Annotated in this window: 23 protein-coding genes, 2 tRNA genes and 1 pseudogene; 11 read left to right on the forward strand and 15 right to left on the reverse strand. The window is 60.9% G+C overall.

The genetic code is table 11. The features are described 5' to 3' along the window. The 12 genes and pseudogenes from ACK4FH_RS11955 to ACK4FH_RS12010 form a co-directional block, all read right to left on the reverse strand. Positions 1–465, reverse strand: a complete 465-nt coding sequence (locus ACK4FH_RS11955) for a (2Fe-2S)-binding protein (RefSeq protein WP_409813930.1) — start codon at positions 463–465, stop codon at positions 1–3. A gap of 327 nt (positions 466–792) precedes the next feature. After that, positions 793–1,230: pseudogene (locus tag ACK4FH_RS11960) on the reverse strand (SRPBCC family protein); the annotation flags it as partial. 54 nt (positions 1,231–1,284) lie between these two features. After that, positions 1,285–2,979 carry a Na(+)/H(+) antiporter subunit D gene (locus ACK4FH_RS11965; protein WP_409813933.1) on the reverse strand — a complete coding sequence of 565 codons (1,695 nt, stop codon included), beginning with the start codon at positions 2,977–2,979 and terminating at the stop codon, positions 1,285–1,287. Continuing rightward, the gene (locus ACK4FH_RS11970) at positions 2,972–3,322 is read right to left on the reverse strand and encodes a hypothetical protein (RefSeq protein WP_409813935.1); all 351 of its coding nucleotides are present in this window, start codon (positions 3,320–3,322) and stop codon (positions 2,972–2,974) included. The genes ACK4FH_RS11965 and ACK4FH_RS11970 overlap by 8 nt, the downstream gene beginning before the upstream one ends. Further along, positions 3,319–4,797, reverse strand: coding sequence for a monovalent cation/H+ antiporter subunit D family protein (locus ACK4FH_RS11975; protein ID WP_409813937.1), 1,479 nt, complete (start codon positions 4,795–4,797; stop codon positions 3,319–3,321). Before ACK4FH_RS11975 ends, ACK4FH_RS11970 begins: the two co-directional genes overlap by 4 nt. A gap of 4 nt (positions 4,798–4,801) precedes the next feature. Continuing rightward, positions 4,802–6,310, reverse strand: coding sequence for a monovalent cation/H+ antiporter subunit D family protein (locus ACK4FH_RS11980; protein WP_409813940.1), 1,509 nt, complete (start codon positions 6,308–6,310; stop codon positions 4,802–4,804). Then, positions 6,307–6,726 carry a cation:proton antiporter subunit C gene (locus tag ACK4FH_RS11985; protein ID WP_409813943.1) on the reverse strand — a complete coding sequence of 140 codons (420 nt, stop codon included), beginning with the start codon at positions 6,724–6,726 and terminating at the stop codon, positions 6,307–6,309. Before ACK4FH_RS11985 ends, ACK4FH_RS11980 begins: the two co-directional genes overlap by 4 nt. Beyond that, the gene (locus ACK4FH_RS11990) at positions 6,726–7,163 is read right to left on the reverse strand and encodes a Na(+)/H(+) antiporter subunit B (RefSeq protein WP_409813944.1); all 438 of its coding nucleotides are present in this window, start codon (positions 7,161–7,163) and stop codon (positions 6,726–6,728) included. The genes ACK4FH_RS11985 and ACK4FH_RS11990 overlap by 1 nt, the downstream gene beginning before the upstream one ends. Before the next feature lie 4 nt (positions 7,164–7,167). Then, positions 7,168–7,734 carry a DUF4040 domain-containing protein gene (locus tag ACK4FH_RS11995; protein WP_409813946.1) on the reverse strand — a complete coding sequence of 189 codons (567 nt, stop codon included), beginning with the start codon at positions 7,732–7,734 and terminating at the stop codon, positions 7,168–7,170. Then, positions 7,731–8,105, reverse strand: a complete 375-nt coding sequence (mnhG, locus tag ACK4FH_RS12000) for a monovalent cation/H(+) antiporter subunit G (protein ID WP_409813948.1) — start codon at positions 8,103–8,105, stop codon at positions 7,731–7,733. The genes ACK4FH_RS11995 and mnhG overlap by 4 nt, the downstream gene beginning before the upstream one ends. After that, the gene (locus ACK4FH_RS12005; protein ID WP_409813950.1) at positions 8,105–8,392 is read right to left on the reverse strand and encodes a monovalent cation/H+ antiporter complex subunit F; all 288 of its coding nucleotides are present in this window, start codon (positions 8,390–8,392) and stop codon (positions 8,105–8,107) included. Before ACK4FH_RS12005 ends, mnhG begins: the two co-directional genes overlap by 1 nt. A gap of 1 nt (position 8,393) precedes the next feature. After that, on the reverse strand, positions 8,394–8,870 hold the full coding sequence (locus ACK4FH_RS12010) for a Na+/H+ antiporter subunit E (protein WP_409813952.1): 477 nt from the start codon (positions 8,868–8,870) through the stop codon (positions 8,394–8,396). A gap of 352 nt (positions 8,871–9,222) precedes the next feature. Between ACK4FH_RS12010 and ACK4FH_RS12015 the strand changes: the two genes are divergently transcribed. The 3 genes from ACK4FH_RS12015 to ACK4FH_RS12025 all read left to right on the forward strand — a co-directional run bounded on the left by ACK4FH_RS12015 (position 9,223) and on the right by ACK4FH_RS12025 (position 10,397). After that, positions 9,223–9,762, forward strand: coding sequence for a cold-shock protein (locus tag ACK4FH_RS12015; protein ID WP_409813955.1), 540 nt, complete (start codon positions 9,223–9,225; stop codon positions 9,760–9,762). A gap of 88 nt (positions 9,763–9,850) precedes the next feature. Then, on the forward strand, positions 9,851–10,282 hold the full coding sequence (locus ACK4FH_RS12020) for a PaaI family thioesterase (RefSeq protein WP_409813957.1): 432 nt from the start codon (positions 9,851–9,853) through the stop codon (positions 10,280–10,282). Between the two features lie 38 nt (positions 10,283–10,320). Next, positions 10,321–10,397: transfer RNA gene (locus ACK4FH_RS12025), tRNA-Pro, on the forward strand. Positions 10,398–10,466: 69 nt separating this feature from the next. On the opposite strand, the gene ACK4FH_RS12030 is transcribed toward ACK4FH_RS12025, so the two are convergent. Beyond that, positions 10,467–10,688, reverse strand: coding sequence for a hypothetical protein (locus ACK4FH_RS12030; protein ID WP_409813960.1), 222 nt, complete (start codon positions 10,686–10,688; stop codon positions 10,467–10,469). A 148-nt stretch (positions 10,689–10,836) separates the two neighbouring features. On the opposite strand from ACK4FH_RS12030, the gene ACK4FH_RS12035 reads away from it, so the two are divergent. The 5 genes from ACK4FH_RS12035 to ACK4FH_RS12055 all read left to right on the forward strand — a co-directional run bounded on the left by ACK4FH_RS12035 (position 10,837) and on the right by ACK4FH_RS12055 (position 14,679). Continuing rightward, the gene (locus ACK4FH_RS12035; protein ID WP_409813963.1) at positions 10,837–11,145 is read left to right on the forward strand and encodes an ETC complex I subunit; all 309 of its coding nucleotides are present in this window, start codon (positions 10,837–10,839) and stop codon (positions 11,143–11,145) included. Positions 11,146–11,157: 12 nt separating this feature from the next. Then, positions 11,158–11,234: transfer RNA gene (locus ACK4FH_RS12040), tRNA-Arg, on the forward strand. A gap of 42 nt (positions 11,235–11,276) precedes the next feature. Next, on the forward strand, positions 11,277–12,311 hold the full coding sequence (locus ACK4FH_RS12045) for a histone deacetylase family protein (protein ID WP_409813965.1): 1,035 nt from the start codon (positions 11,277–11,279) through the stop codon (positions 12,309–12,311). A 153-nt stretch (positions 12,312–12,464) separates the two neighbouring features. Continuing rightward, positions 12,465–13,238, forward strand: a complete 774-nt coding sequence (locus ACK4FH_RS12050) for a tetratricopeptide repeat protein (protein ID WP_409813968.1) — start codon at positions 12,465–12,467, stop codon at positions 13,236–13,238. 115 nt (positions 13,239–13,353) lie between these two features. Beyond that, a complete protein-coding gene (locus ACK4FH_RS12055) occupies positions 13,354–14,679 on the forward strand; it encodes a D-arabinono-1,4-lactone oxidase (RefSeq protein ID WP_409813971.1) in 1,326 nt (441 codons plus the stop codon). Here ACK4FH_RS12055 and ACK4FH_RS12060 read toward each other — a convergent pair. After that, the gene (locus ACK4FH_RS12060; RefSeq protein WP_409813973.1) at positions 14,676–14,897 is read right to left on the reverse strand and encodes an acetyl-CoA carboxylase biotin carboxyl carrier protein subunit; all 222 of its coding nucleotides are present in this window, start codon (positions 14,895–14,897) and stop codon (positions 14,676–14,678) included. The two genes, ACK4FH_RS12055 and ACK4FH_RS12060, sit on opposite strands and share 4 nt — an antisense overlap. Positions 14,898–14,917: 20 nt before the next feature. Beyond that, positions 14,918–16,078, reverse strand: coding sequence for a cystathionine beta-lyase (gene metC / locus ACK4FH_RS12065; RefSeq protein ID WP_409813976.1), 1,161 nt, complete (start codon positions 16,076–16,078; stop codon positions 14,918–14,920). Positions 16,079–16,424: 346 nt separating this feature from the next. Between metC and ACK4FH_RS12070 the strand changes: the two genes are divergently transcribed. Genes ACK4FH_RS12070 through ACK4FH_RS12080 form a run of 3 tightly spaced genes read left to right on the forward strand, consistent with a single transcriptional unit; the run spans position 16,425 to position 19,703 of the window. Beyond that, a complete protein-coding gene (locus tag ACK4FH_RS12070; protein ID WP_409815268.1) occupies positions 16,425–17,384 on the forward strand; it encodes an amino acid ABC transporter substrate-binding protein in 960 nt (319 codons plus the stop codon). Positions 17,385–17,393: 9 nt separating this feature from the next. After that, positions 17,394–18,590 (forward strand): amino acid ABC transporter permease, encoded by a 1,197-nt coding sequence (locus ACK4FH_RS12075; RefSeq protein WP_409815271.1) that lies wholly within the window; start codon positions 17,394–17,396, stop codon positions 18,588–18,590. Positions 18,591–18,593: 3 nt separating this feature from the next. Further along, complete coding sequence (locus ACK4FH_RS12080; protein ID WP_409813979.1) at positions 18,594–19,703, forward strand: amino acid ABC transporter permease; 1,110 nt, start codon at positions 18,594–18,596, stop codon at positions 19,701–19,703. The last annotated feature ends 7 nt before the right edge of the window (positions 19,704–19,710 follow it).

A 19,710-nucleotide genomic window follows, 5' to 3' on the forward strand; every position in this document is an offset into this window, starting at 1 on the left:
TCAGCGCATCTCCTGCGATGCGGCGAGTATCGCCTTCACGATATTGTGGTAGCCGGTGCAGCGGCAGATGTTGCCTTCGAGCTCGTCGCGCACCGTTTCCTCGTCGAGATCGGGGATGCGCCGGATCATGTCGACCGCCGTCATGATCATCCCGGGGGTGCAGAAGCCGCATTGCAGCCCGTGATGTTCGCGGAAGGCAGCCTGAACCGGATGCAGTTCGCCGTTCCTTGCAAGGCCCTCGATCGTGAGGACGTCAGTGCCTTCGGCCTGCACGGCGAGCATGGCGCAGGATTTCACGGCACGGCCATCGACATGAACGACGCAGGCGCCGCACTGGCTTGTGTCGCAGCCGACATGGGTGCCGGTCAGGCCGAGCTGCTCGCGGATGAACTGGACAAGCAGCGTGCGCGCCTCGACATCGGCGCTGGCCGGCTTGCCGTTGACCGTCATGGATACAACCGGCATGCAACTACCTCCCTCAATGGCTTGGCCTCTGGCGGAATATCGTTTTCCGCAACGTTTTTTCGAGTCTCGACTTTCGCTACCGGCGCGTCAAGCGCGGGCTTGGGAATGGTTCGGAGGTCAGATGAACCAGACCAGCAAGATGAGAGCAATTATCAGCACTGGGCCCCAGAGCCATGGCGAAAGGCTGAAACCTGCTTCGGCATCAGGCGTGAGAGGCACGCCGGTCGGCGAAATCGCGTCGCGGTCCGGCGACTTCACCGGAATGCCGTGGGCCATTTCATCGACGATTTCGGGAATTTCGCCTTCAGGGACGGTTTCGACCTTTGCACCGCCGGTAAGTTTCGAGAAATTGTCGAAGAATTCCTCGGATATGCGGGCGGCGGTGGAGTCGATAAAACGCTGGCCGATCTGGGCGAGCTTGCCGCCGACCTGGGCAGAGACGGTGTAGGCGAGGAGTGTGCCGCCATCGGCTTCCGTCAGCGTTACCCTGGCGGAGCCCTTGGCGAAGCCTGCTGCACCGCCATTGCCTTCGCCGGAAATGGTGTAGCCGTTCGGCGGGTCGATATCCGTCAGCTTGACCTTGCCCTTGAAGCGCGCGCTGACCGGGCCAACCTTCGCCTTGGCGACAGCCTCGAATTCATCATCGGCGATCTTTTCCACCGACTCCGCGCCGGGGATGGCCTGACGCAGGATTTCGGGGTCGTTGAGCGCGGCCCATACATCTTCGCGCGGCGCCGGAATCCTGTATTCGCCCGACATTTCCATGAGCCGTCTCCCTTTTGTGCAGGACTGAAGCGCGCCGGAACGCGCCGCCTTTCATTATAGGTAGGTCAAGACCAGGGTCATACCTAGCAGAAGTGCCACTACCATGACCATCGAACCTGTGGGCCAAGTGCGGGCGAAGGGACCATGGGGACCATGCAGATGGAAGACGGCGGCAACGAGATGGTTCAGCCGGGTATTGATGTTGTAGCTGGCGTTGCCCCAGAGCGTGCCGATACCGCTTCGCAAGTTGCGAAGAATGGCAGGCAACAAGCGGCGATAGGTCCAGTCGAAATCGACAATGGTGACGCGCTCAACCTTCGGCAGGAAGCCGATCTTGACCGCGCGTGTGAAAGCGAGCGCGACGAAGGCGACAAGCTGCAGCTGCACGATGATATGCGAGAATGTGTAAGGTTCGTATTTCACATCGTTAGGCAGCAAGCCGTAAAGCACGCCGGGGAAAACGCCGATCGCAACGCAAAGGGCGGACGTGAAGGCCATTGCGAGCAACATACCGGCAGGCGCTTCCTTCGGCCGGAGGCTGCTGTCCGAGCCGAAGAAGGCGAGATAGGGAAGGCGGAGGCCTGTGTGAAGTATCGCGCCGGTGGAGGCGACCAGCAGCGCGAGCCAGACATAGAACATTTCCTCATAACCGCTGGCGCTGAGGATGAGCGATTTCGAGACAAAACCGGAAGTGAAGGGAAGCGCCGATATAGATGCCGCACCGATGAGGCAGAAGCTCATGGTGAGCGGCATGGTGCGGTAGAGGCCGCCGAGCGCCGTGGCGCGGGCGGTGCCCGTGCGGAAGAAGACCGCGCCGATGCTCATGAAGAGCAAGCCCTGATAGAAGATCGAGGCGACGGCATGAGCGGCGGCGCCGTTGATGGCGAGCGGCGTGCCGATGCCTGCGCCGACAACCATGAAGCCGAGCTGGCTGTTCAGCGAATAGGTGAGGACACGGCGCAGATCATTCTCGAGCAGGGCAAAGGCGATCGGAAAAAGCGCCATTGCGACGCCGACATAGATCAGCAGTTCGGTGCCGGGGAATCCGCGCAGCAGGGCATATACCGCAAGCTTGGTGGTGAAGATCGACAGCACCACCGTGCCGGTAACGGTCGCGGAGGGATAGGCGTCGTGCATCCAGTTGTGCAGGAAGGGGAAAGCGCACTTGATGCCGATGGCGGTGAGGATCGCCCAGGTGGCGGGGCTGCCAAGTTCCATCGCAGTGAAGGAAATCGTGCCCGTCTCGCGGTAGTAGAGAACGATGCCCGCAATCAGGATAACGCCGGAGCCGATCTGGATGATTAGGTAGCGCATACCGGCGGCGAAAGAGCCTTCCGTGCGGCGGGCCCAGATGAGGAAGACGGATGCAATGGCGGTGCCTTCCCAAAAAACAAATAGAGTGATGAGGTCGGCGGCGAATACCGCGCCGATAGCCGAACCTGCATAGAGCAGCGTTGCAACCTGCTGGACCGTATCGCGCAGATGCCAAGCATACAGGGCGGCTAGTATGGCCGCGGCCGAGAAGGCAAGGCCGAATATCTGAGATAGCGCGTCGACCCGCATCAGGCCTATCTGCATGCCCATGACATTGAAGGCATTGTAGGTGCCGGGCGTCAGGCCCCAGAAGATGAGTATGCCTGCGATCGGGACGAGCATCAGGTAGAGGCCACGAAGAAAGCCCTTCGGGACGAAGGGAGCGAGAATTGCCGCGGCAATATAGGCGAGGGCGGGTGTGTAATATTCAGGCATCGGCCGTCTCCCGTGCGAGATCCGAGGCCGGGTGTTCTTCCGACGTCACAGATAGCGGGCCGTAATAGTCTTCCCGGCGCTTGAGAAACAGGCCGAGAAATTTCGCAAATATGGCCAGCGCGATGCAGACGAGAAAACCGAACCAGCCATAGAAGACCGGCTGTTCCTCGATCTCGAAATAGCCGTGAAGCGGCCAGATGAAATCGACTGCGGCTAGCAATACGCAAACCAGCGCGAGAAGCCACGAGACGATGCGTCCGGCGCGGGCGGTGTCGATGCCGAGCAGCATTGCGCCGAGCAGTGCCTTGTCGTTGGTCGTGGTGGTATCGGACGAACCGGTCATGGCTGGCTCTCCGGCAGAATGGGGATACTCAACAGATATTCGTAGAGCGCGCCAATGGTGAAGAAGAGGACGACGCATCCGAGCGCGGCAAAGCAGATGGGCAGGAGGCAGAAGAGCGGCGCCTCCTCGATCTTGTCATTCGCGCCATCGTCCTTCGACTTCAGGAAGAAGGCGCGGGCCGGGATCGGCAGAAGATAGGCGACGTTCAGAAGCGAACTCACCATGAGGACGCCGATGATGATGAGATGGCTCGTCTCGGCGGCGGCGATCATCAGATACCATTTGCTCCAGGCGCCGCCGAACGGTGGCAGTCCGATGATGCTCAAGGCCGCAATGGTGAAGCAGAAGAAGGTAATGGGCATCTTGCGGCCAAGCCCGTCAAGCTGGCTGATTTTGGTCTTGTGGGCGGCGACATAGATCGCACCGGCGCACATGAAGAGCGCGATCTTTCCCATAGCGTGGGTGGCGATGTGCATGGCGCCGCCGACCACGCCCATCTGCGTCGCCAAAGCAACGCCCAGCGTGATGTAGGAAAGCTGGCTCACTGTCGAATAGGCGAGCCGGGCCTTCAGGTCATCCTTGGTGATGGCAATGATTGAGGCAATCAGGATTGAGGCGGCGGCAAGCCACATCAGCCAGTCTGCGGCGCCAGTCTTGCTCAGGAAGCCGACGCCAAAAATGTAGGTGCCGACCTTGAGCATGGTGAAGACGCCGGCCTTCACGACGGCGACAGCATGAAGCAGCGCGCTGACAGGCGTCGGCGCGACCATTGCGGCCGGCAGCCAGCGATGGAACGGCATGAGCGCCGCCTTGCCGATGCCGAAGGCGAAGAGCGCAAGCAGGAAGGGCACTTGCGCCGGGTCGATATTGCCTTCGAGAATGCCGCCGGCGCGGAATTCCGTGGTGCCGGTGATGTTCCAGGTCCAGATGAGGGCGACCAGCAGGAACAGGATCGACGTCGTCATCAGGATGGCGAGATAGGTGCGCGCACCTTTCTTCGCTTCCGGCGTCTCCTTGTGAGCCACCAGAGGATAGGTCGAGATTGTCAGCACTTCGTAGAAGATGAAGAGCGTGAAGAGATTGCCTGAGAAGGCGATGCCGACGGCGGCCGCAATGGCAATGGCAAAGCAGATGGCGAAACGGGTCTGTTTCTTTTCATGCGCGCCGCGCATATAGCCGATGGAATAGAGCGAGGTCGGTATCCAGAGGCCGGAGGCGACCGTGGCGAAGAGCATACCAAGTGGTTCGATCTCGAAGCCGAGAACGAGGCCGGGCATGACCTCAATGATGGAAATGGCAGGCCGAGCGCCGTCGATCACCGCAAGCAGAAGATGGAGTACGGCGGCGAATGTGGCGATGGAGGCGGCAACGCTGATCGCGTCGCGCAGGTCGGGACGTTTGCCGAACAACGCCAGCAGAAAGGGTGTCAGTGCCGGAATGGCAATGGCAAGAAGCAGCAGGTTCTCGTTGCTCATCGCGTCAGTCCTTCCACAGAATATGCGATGAGCCGATCAGCGCGGAGGCGGCGCGGCCGGCGGCGGTGGTGGTAAGCATGGCATTGACGCCGAACCAAACCGAGAGCCCCACGAATGTCCATGTCGGTATCAGCATGGAGAGCGGTGCCTCCTTGCGGGTGACGCCTTCGGGCGCGGGCTGCAGGTAGGCAGTCTCGACGACACGCCAGACATAGATGATGGCGAGAAGCGACGAAGCCATGATCATCAGCGCGACAGGCCACCAGCCGAGTTCGAACGCGGCGAGAACGAGATACCATTTGCTGATAAAGCCGACTGTGAGCGGAAGGCCGATAAGGCTCAAGCCGCCTGCGACGAAAGCTGCCGTCGTCCAGGGCATGTCGCGGCCGATACCGGCGAGTTTCGAAATCGAACTCGTGCCGGCGGAGAAGATGAAACAGCCTGCAACCATGAACAGGGCAGCCTTTGTGACGGCGTGATTGAACAAGTGAACGATTGAAGCGGTGATGCCGGTTTCGTTCAGGAAGGTCAGGCCGAGCAGGATGTAGCCGATCTGCGCGATGCTCGAATAAGCAAGCATCCGCTTCAGATCGTCCTGGAAGATGGCGACCAGCGAGGCGGCGAACATCGCGATGATCGCGAGCGGCATTACGACCATGCGCAGCGTGTCGGCCTGGAACTCGTAGTCGAAGCCAAGCACGGTGAACATGAAGCGCAGCATGACGTAGACCGCAACCTTCGTGGCCGTTGCGGCGAGGAAGGCGGTTACAGCCGAGGGCGCGTAAGCATATGCGTTCGGCAGCCAGAGATGCAGCGGGAACATGGCGAGCTTCAGGCCGATGCCGAGCAGGATGAGAACGAAGCCCATACGCAGCGTGCTGCTGTCGCCATGATCGGCTATGCGGACGGCAAGGTCGGCCATGTTCAGCGTGCCGGTGACGCTGTAGAGCATGCCGATGCCGATGACGAAGAAGGTCGCGCCGATCGTGCCCATGATGAGGTAGTTGTAGGCGGCGGTGAGCGCGCGCTTGTTCACCCAGGCGCCCGATGCGACGAGGGCATAAGTTGCAAGCGAAGAAATTTCGAGGAAGACGAAGACATTGAAGGCGTCGCCCGTGATCGTCACGCCCAGAAGGCCCGCGATGCAAAGCAGGAATGCCGTGTAGAACAATGCTTGCCGCTCTGCCGGAATTTCGGCTGCGATGCTCCGGCGCGCATAGGGCAGGACGAGCGCGGCGCTGCCCGACACGATCAACAGCACGAAGGCATTGAGAATGTCGACGCGGTATTCGATGCCGAGCGGGGGCGCCCATCCACCCATGTGATAGGAGAGGATGGTGCCGCCATAGGCCTGGGCGAAAAGCGCAGTGGAAACGGCGAATGTGGCCAGAGCGACGATGCTTGCGAAGATCCAGGCAAGGCCGCCGCGGCCGAGCATCATACAGAGCGGAGCGGCGACGAGCGGAATGACCACCTGCAAGGCAGGAAGATGCTGTTCGATCAGAGCGATCATGCCCGGCGGCCTCCGTGCGGCGAACCATTACCGAAGTCCATGTCGTGCTCCAGTTGCAGAATTTCGTCTTCCTCGATGGTGCCGTAGGTTTCCTTGATACGCACGACGAGGGCGAGCGCAACTGCCGTTATGGCGATGCCGACGACGATGGCCGTCAGGATCAGTACGTGGGGCAGGGGATTGGAATAGACGGTATCCGGGTCGCCTGTAAGAACGGGCGCCGTACCGCCGGTTATCTTGCCGAGCGAGATGTAGAGCATGAAAACGGCGGTCTGAAAAATGTTCAGGCCGACAATCTTCTTGATGAGATTGCCGCGGCTGACAGTGATGTAGAGCCCTGTCATCATCAGAACGGAGAACAGCCAGTAGTTGTACCGGCCGAGGATGAAGTCGAGGTCGATGCCAAGTTCCGACATTACCAGTCCTTGTCGCCGAGCTTGCGGGTATGGCTCGCAAAGGCAATGAAGAGGGAAAGCATGACGGTCGCGACAGTCATACCGACGCCGAACTCGACCACGACAATGCCCCATTCCTGAGCGTGCTGCGGGTGTTCGGCCAGTGCGTAGTAACCGAGATAGGCGTCGCCGAGTAACATTGTGACGATGCCGGTGCCGGCGAATATGAGTACGCCGATGCCTGCCAGCACATGAAGAACGCGCGGCGGCGCGACTCTCGTCAGAGCGTCAATGCCATGCACCAGCGAATAGAGGACGAACGCAGCGGCGAAGACGACGCCAGCCTGAAAACCGCCGCCGGGGCTGTATTCGCCGTGGAACTGCACGTAAAGCGCATAGACCAGCATAGGCGGAATGAGCAGTTTGGAGACGACGCGGAGAATGGAGTGATGTTCCACGGGTCTACTCCTTATTTCTTTTGTTTGCAGGACGACCGGTGGTGCCGAGCATCAGAAGGACGGCTACCAGCGCCGCAAAGACCACGACGACCTCACCCAGAGTATCGAAGCCGCGGTAGCTTGCGAGGACGGCAGCGACCACGTTTGGGATGCCGATATCCGTCGGTGTGCGTTCCAGATATTCGGGCGCGACATGAGTCTGGACCGGATTGTCTGCCGCACCGAATGGCGGCATATCGAGGGTGCCGTAAACGAGCGCGGCGCCGGCGATGAAACAGACGAGAAGCGGGAGTAGTGCGGAGCGCTTCGGTTTCGTTTCGTCCTTGTCAGTCAGGGCAAGCGTGCCGAGCATCAGAACCGTCGATATACCCGCGCCGACGGCTGCTTCCGTAAAGGCGACGTCCATTGCGTCCAGCGTGACGAAAAGGCCGGCGGACAGAAGGCTGAAGACGCCGGAAAGCATCGCGACGGCAAATAGGCTGCGCTGACGGATGATGGCAACCGCGGTAAGTACCAGCAGCGTGAAAAAGACGATGTCGATAATGGCGATGCCGACGAGATTGGCGTTCATGCCTTCATTCCTTCCGGAGTGTCGTCGCCGAGAACCGTTTCGGCTTCATTGCGCTTCAGGCGTTGCGGCTTGATGCCTGCAATGAAGGCGGCGTTGGCGACTGCATGAGTGGCGGTCGGTCCGGTGACGAAGAGGAACAGGCCGATGAGCATGAGTTTCAACGTCGTCTGGGTCAGACCGGTCTGGAACATCATGCCGATCAGAATGAGTTCGGCGCCGATAGTGTCGATGATGCCGGCTGCATGAAAGCGTGCCCATATGTCGGGCAGACGGATGAGCCCGAGCGAGCCGACGAGGATGAAGCCGCCGCCGACAAGAAAGGCGATGGCGGTTGCAAGATCGCGGGCGAGTTCGATCAGGGCGGGATCCATCAACCCTCCTCCGTTTCGGGCCGGATGCGGCCAAAGGAGCGATAGCGGAAGAATTTCAGGATCGCGATGGTGCTGACGAAATTGACAAGCGCATAGAGCATGGCGATGTCGAGAAAGTCCGGCCGCTCGGTAACGAAGCCAAGCGCGCTCAGAATCAGCACGGTCAAGGTGCCGAAGGTGTTTACGGCCAATACCCGGTCATAAAGGGTCGGCCCCGCAAAGAGCCGAACCAGGACGAGAATGACGGCGACAAAAAGCGCCGCGGTGATTGCGAGGAACATGTACATGTCAGCGCGTCTCCACAGCCGCCACCCGTCGCGACATTTCGGCGAATCCCTCGGGCCCCGCCGCCTCATCCGTCAGGGCATGGACGAGGAATTTCCCCGGCGCGGCCTCGACCGTCACTGTGCCTGGCGTCAGGGTGATCGAGTTTGCGAAGATCACATGACCCATATCGGTCTTGAGAGGACTTTCGACAGCGATGAACTGCTGGCTGACCGCCATGCGCGGCGAGAGGATGATCTTCGAAACGGCCCATGCCGATTTGAAGATTTCGCCGCCGAGCCAGCTCCAGTAAAGCGGCAGGGAAAGGCGCAGTTGAAGCGGCACCGCCTCATCATCGAGGAGCTTCATGCGCCGGGCGAGAATGAGCGTGAAAAGGCAGGACAGGACGCCGATCGTAAGCAGGAACGGCTTGAAATAGCCGGACAAAGCCAGCCAGAGCGCAAACAAGCCGATAAGCAACCCGAGTGCTTTTGTCATCATTCTCCCTGCGAATTCCGGCACGAACGGCCATGAAGGGCTGCCAGCGATCCGGCCGCAAGTGACCGGTAGCCGCACTAGTGTGCGACCGGCGAGACGGGTCGCCTGACGCGTCGGAGCCCCTTTTTGATCGTTCGAATATGCAATGGGTAGGGGGCGGAGGGCAAGAAAGACCGGAAATCCGCCCGTCGATTTCCGCGCAGCGGACCGCTTTTAAAGTCAAGCGCACACTGTTATAGTTGTCATAATCTAAAGTGGGGGTCCTTGGGGGAGGAACCACGGACCAGTGAGGGGATCCGGAGCGGCAATACTGAGGCCATGCAATATTGGCCGACCGGATGTTTACGTGGTGGGGATGGAAGAACGTTTGGAAAGTACGGCGGATTCCGTCGACGTGTCTTTCGAGGTCACGGGTATCGTCAAGTGGTTCGATGCGGTCAAGGGTTATGGCTTCATCATTCCGGATGACGGACGCGATGATGTTCTCGTGCATTTGTCATGTCTGAAGCAGGCTGGCAGGGACGCGCTCGAGGAGGGCGCGACCGTAACTTGCGAGGCGGTGCGCCGCGCCAAGGGGAATCAGGCCGTCCGGGTCATCGATGTAGACGAGACGACGGCGGTCAAACCGGCAGGCGCAAGCCAGCGGCCGGCGAATCGTTCGGTTCTGTCGGGTGTAGTGCCGATCGGCGAATTCGAGATCGCAGTGGTGAAGTGGTTCAACCGGGCACGCGGCTACGGTTTTGTGACGCGGGGTGAAGGCACTCCCGATATCTTCATCCATATGGAAACGCTGCGGCGTTTCGGGATTCGCGATCTGGTGCCGGGGCAGGAAGTGACCGTTCGTTTCGGCGAAGGTCCCAAAGGGCTCATGGTCGCGGAGATCAAGCCAGATTAAGTGCTTGATCGTTCCTGTTCGCGAATTGAACGTGCTATAGGGCCAAAGACCGCATTTCAGCTGTGGCCGTTTTCATCACCGCAATCCGATGACAGATACCGAAAACGACAATCCGCCGGACGGGTATGTGCCGTCTACGAGCCGCGGCCCCTATACGACGCATAATGGCCCCTTCTATCACAAGGTGACAGAAGATGGATTCTGGCACGGGGTGCGCGTAAAGAAGCGGCACTGTAACTCGCGCGGCATCACGCATGGCGGGATGCTGATGGCGTTTGCGGACGGGCTGCTCGGGACCGCCGTCTGGCGGGAAACGCAGATGGTGGCGCTGACGGTGCGGATGAACTCGGATTTTCTGTCATCCGCGCGGCCGGGCGACTGGCTCGAGGGCACGGCGCGGGTGACGCGGGCAACGAAGTCGGTCGCCTTTTGCGAAGCGGAGCTTTTCGTCGGCAGCCGCCCGGTGCTGAAGGCGAGCGGCGTTTTCAAAGTCATGGCCCGGCACAAGGCGCCGGATTGAGCCCGGGGCCGTTCGGGTGTATTGCAGGCGGCAAATGTCGGGGCGTAGCGCAGCCTGGTAGCGCATCTGGTTTGGGACCAGAGGGTCGGGAGTTCGAATCTCTCCGCCCCGACCAATCACAAGAAATCGCAGAAATGCAAAAGGGAGCCGCGAGGCTCCCTTGGCTTTTGCCGTTATTGCCTTTTCAGGCTGCGGCCGGCAGGACCATGCCGGCTTCGCGCTGGCCGAGCCACCAGGCGCGTGCGGCGACCCGTTCGACAAGGTCGGCCGGCCAGACTTCGGCGCCGTTGCGGGCCACCGGCCCGGCGAGATCGAGTACACATTCGATATCGTGGGTGTTGAAGCCGCGTTCTGCGAGCATGGCGCTGGCCGTCTCACGGCCGATGTAACGCTCGGGCTGGGTCATTCTGGATACTCCCTTGGCCTCTGGGACAAATCGCCGGGGGGCTGGCGACAGCCTTGTTATGGCTTGCCTTTTCGTCGGTTTTGGGGCGATAAGAAAAAGATTTCGCGACGTTCCCCATAAGACGGGGAAAATGTGCAAGGGGACTGATTTGGCACGCGCCCGCATATACAAACCGGCCAAGACGGCGATGCAATCCGGCCGCGCAAAGACCCGAAAATGGGTTCTCGATTTCGAGCCCGGCAGCGCGCGCAAGGTCGAGCCGCTGATGGGCTGGACGAGTTCCAGCGACATGAATGCGCAAGTGACGCTTCGCTTCGACAGCAAGGAAGAAGCGGTCGCCTATGCCGAGAAGCACGGTATCGAGTATCAGGTGTTCGAGCCCAAGGCGCTGCGCCGGTCGATCAAGGCCTATGCCGACAATTTCAAGTTCGGCCGCCAGGAGCTCTGGACGCATTGAATCCGGACTTCCGGTCCCGTAGCTCAACCGGATAGAGCAACAGATTTCTAATCTGTCGGTTGCAGGTTCGAGTCCTGCCGGGATCGCCATTCGCGCATCTCCCGTATTGATCCATCCCGAAAGGCACGCCGATGAAAGTCGTATTCGATCCCGCGCAGAAAGGGCATTACCCGCGTCATTTTCTCGTGAACGGTGTAGTGGAGGAAAACCCGGAAGTGCCGGAACGGGCGGACAGGCTTTTCGTGGCGGCGACAGGTGCGGGGCTTGAGCATCTGGTGCCGGCCGATCGCGGGCTCGGGCCGATCGCGGCGGTTCATACTCCCGAGTACATCACCTTTCTGTCGACCATTCACGAACGCTGGCTTCGCATCAAGGGTGGCTCGGACGAGGTGGTGCCGGGGATTCATCCAGACCGGCGAAACGGAGCCTATCCGGCATCGGCCGTGGCGCAGGCGGGCTATCACATGGCGGATGGCGCCTGCCCGATCGCGGTGGGGAGCTGGCCCGCGATCAGGCGCAGCGCCGATACGGCAGTGGAAGCGGCGCTGATGGTGCGCGATGGCGGGGCGAAGTCCGTCTATGCACTCAGCCGGCCTCCGGGGCATCATGCCTTCGCCGATATGGCTGGCGGCTTTTGCTATGTGAACAATTCGGGCGTTGCGGCGCAGGTGCTGCGCGGCGTGCATGATCGTGTTGCGATCCTCGATGTGGACGTTCATCACGGCAATGGCACGCAAAGCATGTTCTATGGCCGCGCGGACATTCTGACCGTGTCGATCCATGCAGATCCTGTGCGCTTCTATCCGTTCTTCTGGGGCCATGCCGATGAACGCGGCGAGGGGGCGGGGCTTGGCTACAACTACAACCTGCCGCTGCCTCGCGGCACCGACGACCGGGCCTATATGCCGGCGCTTGGAGATGCGTTCAGCCGTATCCGCGCGTTTGCGCCGGGTGCACTCGTTGTGGCTCTCGGGCTCGACGCCTTCAGGGACGATCCGCAGGGCGGCTTCGCCATCACGACGGAGGGATTCGGGCGGATCGGCGAGGCGATCGGCAAGCTCGGCCTGCCGACTGTGCTGGTGCAGGAAGGCGGCTATCTCTGCGACGGACTCGGGCCCAATCTTGGGAGCTTCCTGACGGGCTTCCGCTCGTCGCACGGAAGTTGAGCCACAGGGCTGCCATATTTCGGCTCGTTTCCTGACCAATCTTTAATTTGGGCTTTGGCTCCGGCTTTCCGATTATGGAAGGTGAGAAAACGGGCCTGAGGGAAACGGGGCGGTTTGGCCGCCCCGCCCGGAGAGTTCCGCAGGGAGGAAGACATGCACCTTGTTCGGGTAGCAGAAAAGCGCGAAAGCGGCAAAGCGCTTGCGATCATCGCGGTGACAACCGCCATGTTGCTTGCGGGCGCGGCGTTTTATACGGCGATGACGTCGGTTCATGCGCGTCCTGTGCTGGCCGATACTGAAACGGTCGATCCGTCGAAGCCTGACCCCTCCATCGAAGGGCAGCCCAACGAGGCCTCCGGTGAAGACCTCTACCAGCGCGGCTTTTATCCAGAGGCAATTGCCGAATGGAAGCGCGCGGTGGAAGTGAACAAGGATGCAGGCGCGGCATTCCGGCTGGGCGAGGAGTATCTCGACGCCAAGGTCGTCGAGCGCGACATACCGGCGGCTGTCGAGTACCAGACCTTCGGCGCAAAAGGCGGCGACATGCGGGCACAGCTCGATCTTGCCTCGTTCTACGATCAGGGCATCGGAGTGGAGAAGGATGTCCGTCTCGCTGCAATCTGGTACGAGGCAGCGGCGAAGCAGGGCCATCCGAGCGCCCAGTACAACGTGGGCACCATGTATGAGGATGGTGCTGGCGTGCCGCAGGACAATGTGCGCGCCTACATGTACTACCAGCTTGCGATCGAGGGCGGCTTTCCTCGCCTCGCGACAGGGGCGATCGAACGGCTCTCAGAAGTGATGGCACCCGCCGAGATCAAGCAGGCGACGCTGATGGTGCGCAGTTTCAAACGGCAGGCGCAGGAAGAAAGCGTCGCTGACGCCAAGTCCGCGCTTGAAGCCTATGAAGCGGGCAGCGGCGACTGAAGCAGCGGCAAATATCGTGTCTGTGAAAGCCCCGGTCAATTCGCCGGGGCTTTTCATTTTTCGAGCATTGGGGCGCGCGCTTCGCTATCATTGAGGTGCGCAAGAGGAGGCATTGATGACGGATGTTTGGTCGAACTGGTCCGGTTGGGTCAAGGCGTGGCCGCAGAATTTGGCGGCGCCATCGAACGAGGAAGAAGTGGCCGAGGTCATCAAGACCGCGCCCGCGCCCATTCGCGTTGCCGGGCGGGGTCATTCATTCACGCCGCTGGTGGAGAGCAACGGTACACTGATGACGCTCTGGGGCCTTGCAGGCGTGATCGACCATGACGAGGCGAACGAGACGGCGCGCATCAAGGCGGGGACGACGATCCGCGATCTCGGGCCGGAGCTTTTCGAGCGCGGACTTGCGCTCGTCAATCAGGGCGATATCGACAGGCAGGCGCTGGCGGGAGCCGTCGGCACGGGCACACATGGCACGGGCGGAACGCTCGGCTCGCTATCCTCCGCCGTGACAGGCTTCCGGCTCGTAACGGCGAGCGGCGAGATTCTGGCCTGCAATGCGAACGAGAATGCGGATGTGTTCGATGCTGGCCGCGTGAGCTTCGGCAGTCTTGGTGTAATGACGGAAATCACCATGAAGTGCCGGCCGATCTATGCGCTGGAAGAAGATGGCGGCCGCATGCCGATCGAGGAGGCTTTGCGGCGCGCCGAAGAGCTGCGCGACGCGAACCGGCATTTCGAGTTCTTCTGGTTTCCCTTCGCGAAGGAGGCGCTGGTTAAATTCCTGCGCGAGACAGATGTCGAGCCGAAGCCGCGGCGGCGGATGCCGGACGGCGAATTGGCGCGCTCGGACAAGATCATGATGCGGGCCTGCGATCTTTCGCGCGCGCTGCCTTTTCTGCGTGGGCCGCTGCAACGCTTTCTCACATCGGCGAGCGGATCGCGCTATGCGGCGGGCGCAAAGGAAGATGGAGCCGAGTTTCAGAAGAAAGTGCGCTGGTCGCATGATGCATTCCCGAGCGACCGCAATGTGCGCTTCAACGAGATGGAATATGCGGTGCCGGCCGACAGAGGCCCGGACTGCATTCGCGAAGTCGGCGAGCATACGCGCAAATGCGGCGTGAATTTCCTGTTTCCGCTCGAGTTTCGGTATGTAGCGGCGGACGATGCCTGGCTGAGCCCGTTCTACAAGCGGGACAGCGTGACGATCTCCGTGCACCAGTATCACAAGCAGCCTTACGAGGATCTGTTTGCCGGTGTGGAGGCCATCTTCCGCAAGTATGAAGGCCGCCCCCATTGGGGCAAGCTGCACACGCTGGGTGCGCGCGAATTCGCCACGCTCTATCCGAAGTGGGATGAATTCTGTGCCTTGCGGCGCAAGCTCGATCCTTCGGGCAAGTTCCTCAATGCGCATCTGAAGCGGATTTTCGGAGAGGTTTAGGTGCGCTCCACGATGGCGATAGCCTGACCTTCGGCGACGGCATCTTCTTCCGCGACGAGAATCTCAACGAGCACGCAGTCGAAGGGAGCTGCGACGGGAATTTCCATTTTCATGGATTCGAGAATGAGGATCGGATCGTCCTCGTCAATCCGGTCGCCGGGACGCGCCTCTATCTTCCAGACCTTGCCGGTGATCTCGCTTTTCACTTCGCGGGTCATCAATTCTCCGTTTCTTTTCGTCAGGCAGCGGCGCCGAGGCGCGCGAAGCCGGCTTCGAGATCGGCTTTGAGGTCTTCGATGTCTTCAAGTCCGGCATGAAGGCGGAGGATCTGGCCTTCCGCCTTCCATTCCGTCGCCGTGCGCATCTTCTTCGGATATTGCGGGATGATGAGGCTTTCAAAGCCGCCCCAGGAATAACCCATGCCGAAATATTCAAGACCATCGAGCATGGCGGCAAGCGCCTTTTCGGACGTGGGCTTCAGCTCGATGGAGAAGAGGCCGCTTGCGCCGGTGAAGTCGCGTTTCCAGATTGCATGATCCGGGTGATCTGCGCGCGCGGGATGAATGACGCGGGCCACTTCCGGGCGCTTGCTCAACCATTCGGCAAGGGCGATGCCCGTCTGCATGTGGCGTTCGAGGCGGACAGAAAGCGTGCGGATGCCGCGCAGCACGAGATAGACGTCATCGGGTGCTGCGCATTGGCCGATATTGCCGTGGGTTTCGAGCGTTTTCTTCCAGGCGTCTTCGGTTGCCGTGATCGAGCCCATCATCACGTCGGAATGGCCACAGAGATATTTGGTAACGGCCTGGATCGAAACATCGACGCCGTGCTCGAAAGGCTTGAAATAGAGCGGTGAGGCCCAGGTGTTGTCGAGGAGCAGCGTTGCGCCCGTCTTGTGCGTCGCATCGGCGATGGCGGGAATATCCTGCACCTCGAAGGTGACGGAGCCGGGCGACTCCGTGAAGACGACGGCGGTATTCTCGCGCAGGATGGACGAGATACCGGCGCCGATGCGCGGATCGTAATATTCGACGTCGACGCCGTAGCGCCTCAGCACATTGTTGCAGAAGGTGCGTGTCGGCTCGTAGGCGCTGTCGGTCATCAGCAGATGGTCGCCCGCCTTGAGATGCGCGAGAAGCGCCGTGGTGACGGCGGAGAGCCCGGAGGAGGTAACGAGAGCGCGATAGCCGCCTTCGAGTTCGGCGATCGCATCCTGCAGCGCGAAGGTGGTGGGCGTGCCGCGGCGGCCATAGGTGACGGGCTGGGCGCGTGTCTTCACCGCTTCGAGCGTCGGGTAGATTACGGTGGAGGCGTGATAGACTGGGGGATTGACGATGCCGAAATTCGCTTCCGGGTCGCGGCCTGCCGTGATGACCGTCGTATCCTGCTTCTTCTTCATTCTCTCGATCCCCTTGCGGCCCGGCCGGTGCGCACGGCCTGTTCACCTGAGGCGCATTTAACGGTAAAACGGCGCGCAATGTAAAATTCCTCCGAAATTACCCGATAGCGGCCAAGGGTTTGCCTGACGGGCGCTGGCGGGTAGTCTCGGGAGATTCGAAACCGGCGCATTGCCGTCCTCGTCCTTCAAAGGGAGCCCCATGAAGAATCCCGTGGTCGCGCTCATCTTGGGCATCCTGATCGGTGTCGGCGGCCTTTACTTCTTCCTGCCCTATGACCCGCTGGCACACGGCGAGCGGCAGGCCGCGGCAAGTGCAACGCTGCAGGCAGAGGAAGATGGCGAGCGGATGGCCGCCGGCGACACGCTGCGGCGGGTCAGGCAGCGCGGTTTCATCCAGTGTGGCGTGAGCCAGGGGCTGCCCGGCTTTTCCAGTCCCGATGAGCGCGGGCGCTGGTCTGGCATCGATGCGGATTTTTGCCGCGCGCTTGCGGCGGCCGTTTTCGGCAATGCGGAGCAGGTTCGCTTCCGGCCGCTTTCGGCTAAGGACCGTTTCACGGCGCTGCAATCCGGCGAGATCGATATTCTGTCTCGCAACACGACATGGACGATGTCGCGCGATACGCAGCTTGGCTTCAATTTTGTTGGCGTTACCTATTACGATGGCCAGTCCTTCATGGTGCGGAAGGCGGCCGGCATCAAGACGACAGCGGATCTGGCAGGCGCGACCATCTGCACCGAAACGGGTACGACGACGGAACTCAACCTCGCCGACTACTTCCGCAGCAGAGGCCTTAGCTACCGGGTGCTGTCCTTCGAGAAGAACGACGAGGCGATCGTCGCCTATGATCGCGGCCGGTGCGATGCCTATACGACAGACGCATCTGGCCTTTATGCGACGCGACTGAAGCTCGCCAATCCGGATGCGAACATGATCCTGTCCGAGATCATTTCGAAGGAGCCGCTCGGCCCCGCCGTGCGTCAGGGCGACCCGCAATGGGAGAATATTGCGCGCTGGACGCTCAATGTGCTGCTCGAATCGGAAGAGCTTGGTATCACCTCCGAGAATGTCGAAGAGAAGCTCGAAAGCGACAATCCGCGCGTGCGGCGCGTCCTCGGGCGCGAAGGCGCCTATGGCTCGACGCTCGGGCTCGGCAATGACTGGGCGGCGAATGCGATCCGCGCCGTCGGGAACTACGGCGAAATGTTCGAGCGCAATGTCGGCAAGAACACGCCGCTTGGCATCGAGCGGGGGTTGAATGCGCAATGGACGGAGGGCGGTCTGCAATATGCTCCGCCTGTACGATAGACCATGAGCATGGGGGCAGAGCGGAACAGGCGGCGCGGGCGGGGGGGCAAGGTGCCCCTTGGCTGGAACAATCCGAGTGTGCGCTCATTTGCCTATCAGGCAGCGGTGCTGGGCGCCGTTGTCTCTCTTGTCTGGTTCTTTGCGACGACGGCGCGGGAAAATCTTTCGCGTTTGAATATTTCGTCCGGCTTCGGCTTTCTCGACACGACAGCGGGCTTCGGCATCATCCAGACGCTTATCCCTTATACCGAGCAATCGAGCTATGGGTGCGCCTTTCTCGTCGGTCTGCTCAATACACTTGTTGTGGCGGCAATCGGCATTGTGCTTTCGGTGATGCTTGGTTTTTTCATCGGCGTGATGCGGCTGTCGCGGAACTGGCTCGTTGCGACGATTGCGGCGGGTTATGTCGAAGTGATGCGGAATGTTCCGCTGCTGCTGCATCTCTTCTTCTGGTATTTCGCCGTTCTGAGGCCGCTGCCCGGCCCCGCGGAAAGCATCGAGCCGTTGCCCGGCGTGTTCCTCAACAATCGCGGGCTCATTTTGCCGGAGCCGATTTTTGGCTCGGCGGCGAATTTGTTTTTTATCGCGATTGCCGTGGCGCTGGTTGCGGGCTTCTTTCTCATTCGATGGTCGCGTAAGCGGCAGGCCGCGACAGGGCAGCTGTTTCCGGCATGGCGGACGTCGCTTGCGCTCCTCATAGTTCTGCCGGGGTTCGCCTGGCTTGCCGCCGGCGCGCCCTTCGAGCTTGAGTTCGCGGAACATGCGGGCTTCGACTTCGATGGCGGGATGCGGCTGCTGCCGGAATTCGTGGCTCTGGTACTCGGACTCACGCTCTATACGGCGGGCTTCATCGCAGAAATCGTGCGGGCGGGTATCCAGTCAGTCAGCAAGGGGCAGCGGGAAGCGGCGGCGGCACTTGGACTGAAAGACAGCACGACGCTCCGCCTCGTCGTCATTCCGCAGGCGCTCAGGCTTATCATTCCGCCGCTGACGAGCCAGATTCTCAATCTCACGAAGAACTCTTCGCTTGCAGTTGCCATTGCCTATCCCGATCTCGTGGCGGTGTTCGCGGGCACGGTGCTGAACCAGACGGGCCAGGCGATCGAGGTCATCGCGCTCACCATGGCGGTCTATCTCACTCTCAGCCTCGTCACTTCGCTGCTGATGAACTGGTACAATGCGCGCATCGCGCTGAAGGAGCGATGACGCATGGCGATGAACGACATCACCGCGCGCATTGCGCCACGCAGCAAGAGCCTGAGTCCACTCGTATGGGCACAACGCAATCTCTTTTCGGGCACCGGTAATACGATCCTTACCCTTGCCTCGGCCTATCTGTTGTGGCTGACGGTGCCGCCGGTTCTCGACTTCACGATTTTCAGTGCTGTGTGGACGGGCGCGACGCGCGAGGCCTGTCTCGCGCCCGGTGCGGGCATGTGCTGGCCCTTCATCTGGGCGAATATCGACCAGTTCATCTATGGCCGTTATCCGCCGGAGGAAATCTGGCGCGTCAATCTGACATTTGCGCTTGGTGTCGCTGTTATCCTGCCGATGCTCATTCCGGGGCTGCCGGCGCGCCGGCTTAATCTCGTGCTACTGCTCGTTGTCTTTCCGCTTGTGGCGATCGTGCTTCTGGCAGGCGACAGACCGGGCCTTCCGCCTGTGCCTACCAGCGAATGGGGCGGGCTCCTCGTTACTCTTGTCGTGGCGATCACCGGCATCGTCGCATCGCTGCCGCTCGGTGTGCTGCTCGCGCTTGGCCGGCGGTCGGATATGCCTGCGATAAGGATGCTCTGCATCATCTTCATCGAATTCTGGCGCGGTGTGCCGCTCATCACCGTATTGTTCATGGCAAGCGTTATGCTGCCTCTTTTCCTGCCGGAAGGCATGAACCCGGACAATCTGCTACGCTGTCTCGTGGGCGTGGCGCTTTTCTCATCGGCCTATATGGCGGAAGTGGTGCGCGGCGGGTTGCAGGCGATCCCCGCCGGGCAATATGAGGCGGCCCGCGCTCTCGGCCTCACCTATTGGCAGGCGATGGGGCAAGTGGTGCTGCCGCAGGCGCTACGCCACGTGATCCCAGGCATCGTCAACACCTTCATCGGTCTCTTCAAGGATACGACGCTGGTGCTGATCGTCGGTATTTTCGATCTGCTCGGTCAGGTGCGGGCGCAGCTTGCCGATCCGAACTGGACGATTCCGCAAGGCGCGCTGACGGGCTACATCTTCGCGGCACTCGTGTTCTGGGTGTTCTGCTTCGGCATGTCGCAATATTCGAACTTCATGGAACGGCGCCTTGATACGACGCGCGAGCGCTAGGAGAAAA

This window comes from Parvibaculum sp. (assembly GCF_046297875.1).
In the GTDB taxonomy this organism is placed as follows: Bacteria; Pseudomonadota; Alphaproteobacteria; order Parvibaculales; family Parvibaculaceae; genus Parvibaculum.

Coding starts and splice junctions, on each gene's coding strand:
- ACK4FH_RS11955 (WP_409813930.1), bottom strand. CDS start 465: ATGCCGGTTGTATCCATGACGGTCAACGGCAAGCCGGCCAGCGCCGAT.
- ACK4FH_RS11965 (WP_409813933.1), bottom strand. CDS start 2,979: ATGCCTGAATATTACACACCCGCCCTCGCCTATATTGCCGCGGCAATT.
- ACK4FH_RS11970 (WP_409813935.1), bottom strand. CDS start 3,322: ATGACCGGTTCGTCCGATACCACCACGACCAACGACAAGGCACTGCTC.
- ACK4FH_RS11975 (WP_409813937.1), bottom strand. CDS start 4,797: ATGAGCAACGAGAACCTGCTGCTTCTTGCCATTGCCATTCCGGCACTG.
- ACK4FH_RS11980 (WP_409813940.1), bottom strand. CDS start 6,310: ATGATCGCTCTGATCGAACAGCATCTTCCTGCCTTGCAGGTGGTCATT.
- ACK4FH_RS11985 (WP_409813943.1), bottom strand. CDS start 6,726: ATGTCGGAACTTGGCATCGACCTCGACTTCATCCTCGGCCGGTACAAC.
- ACK4FH_RS11995 (WP_409813946.1), bottom strand. CDS start 7,734: ATGAACGCCAATCTCGTCGGCATCGCCATTATCGACATCGTCTTTTTC.
- mnhG (WP_409813948.1), bottom strand. CDS start 8,105: ATGGATCCCGCCCTGATCGAACTCGCCCGCGATCTTGCAACCGCCATC.
- ACK4FH_RS12005 (WP_409813950.1), bottom strand. CDS start 8,392: ATGTACATGTTCCTCGCAATCACCGCGGCGCTTTTTGTCGCCGTCATT.
- ACK4FH_RS12010 (WP_409813952.1), bottom strand. CDS start 8,870: ATGATGACAAAAGCACTCGGGTTGCTTATCGGCTTGTTTGCGCTCTGG.
- ACK4FH_RS12015 (WP_409813955.1), top strand. CDS start 9,223: ATGGAAGAACGTTTGGAAAGTACGGCGGATTCCGTCGACGTGTCTTTC.
- ACK4FH_RS12020 (WP_409813957.1), top strand. CDS start 9,851: ATGACAGATACCGAAAACGACAATCCGCCGGACGGGTATGTGCCGTCT.
- ACK4FH_RS12030 (WP_409813960.1), bottom strand. CDS start 10,688: ATGACCCAGCCCGAGCGTTACATCGGCCGTGAGACGGCCAGCGCCATG.
- ACK4FH_RS12045 (WP_409813965.1), top strand. CDS start 11,277: ATGAAAGTCGTATTCGATCCCGCGCAGAAAGGGCATTACCCGCGTCAT.
- ACK4FH_RS12050 (WP_409813968.1), top strand. CDS start 12,465: ATGCACCTTGTTCGGGTAGCAGAAAAGCGCGAAAGCGGCAAAGCGCTT.
- ACK4FH_RS12055 (WP_409813971.1), top strand. CDS start 13,354: ATGACGGATGTTTGGTCGAACTGGTCCGGTTGGGTCAAGGCGTGGCCG.
- ACK4FH_RS12060 (WP_409813973.1), bottom strand. CDS start 14,897: ATGACCCGCGAAGTGAAAAGCGAGATCACCGGCAAGGTCTGGAAGATA.
- metC (WP_409813976.1), bottom strand. CDS start 16,078: ATGAAGAAGAAGCAGGATACGACGGTCATCACGGCAGGCCGCGACCCG.
- ACK4FH_RS12070 (WP_409815268.1), top strand. CDS start 16,425: ATGGCCGCCGGCGACACGCTGCGGCGGGTCAGGCAGCGCGGTTTCATC.
- ACK4FH_RS12075 (WP_409815271.1), top strand. CDS start 17,394: ATGGGGGCAGAGCGGAACAGGCGGCGCGGGCGGGGGGGCAAGGTGCCC.
- ACK4FH_RS12080 (WP_409813979.1), top strand. CDS start 18,594: ATGGCGATGAACGACATCACCGCGCGCATTGCGCCACGCAGCAAGAGC.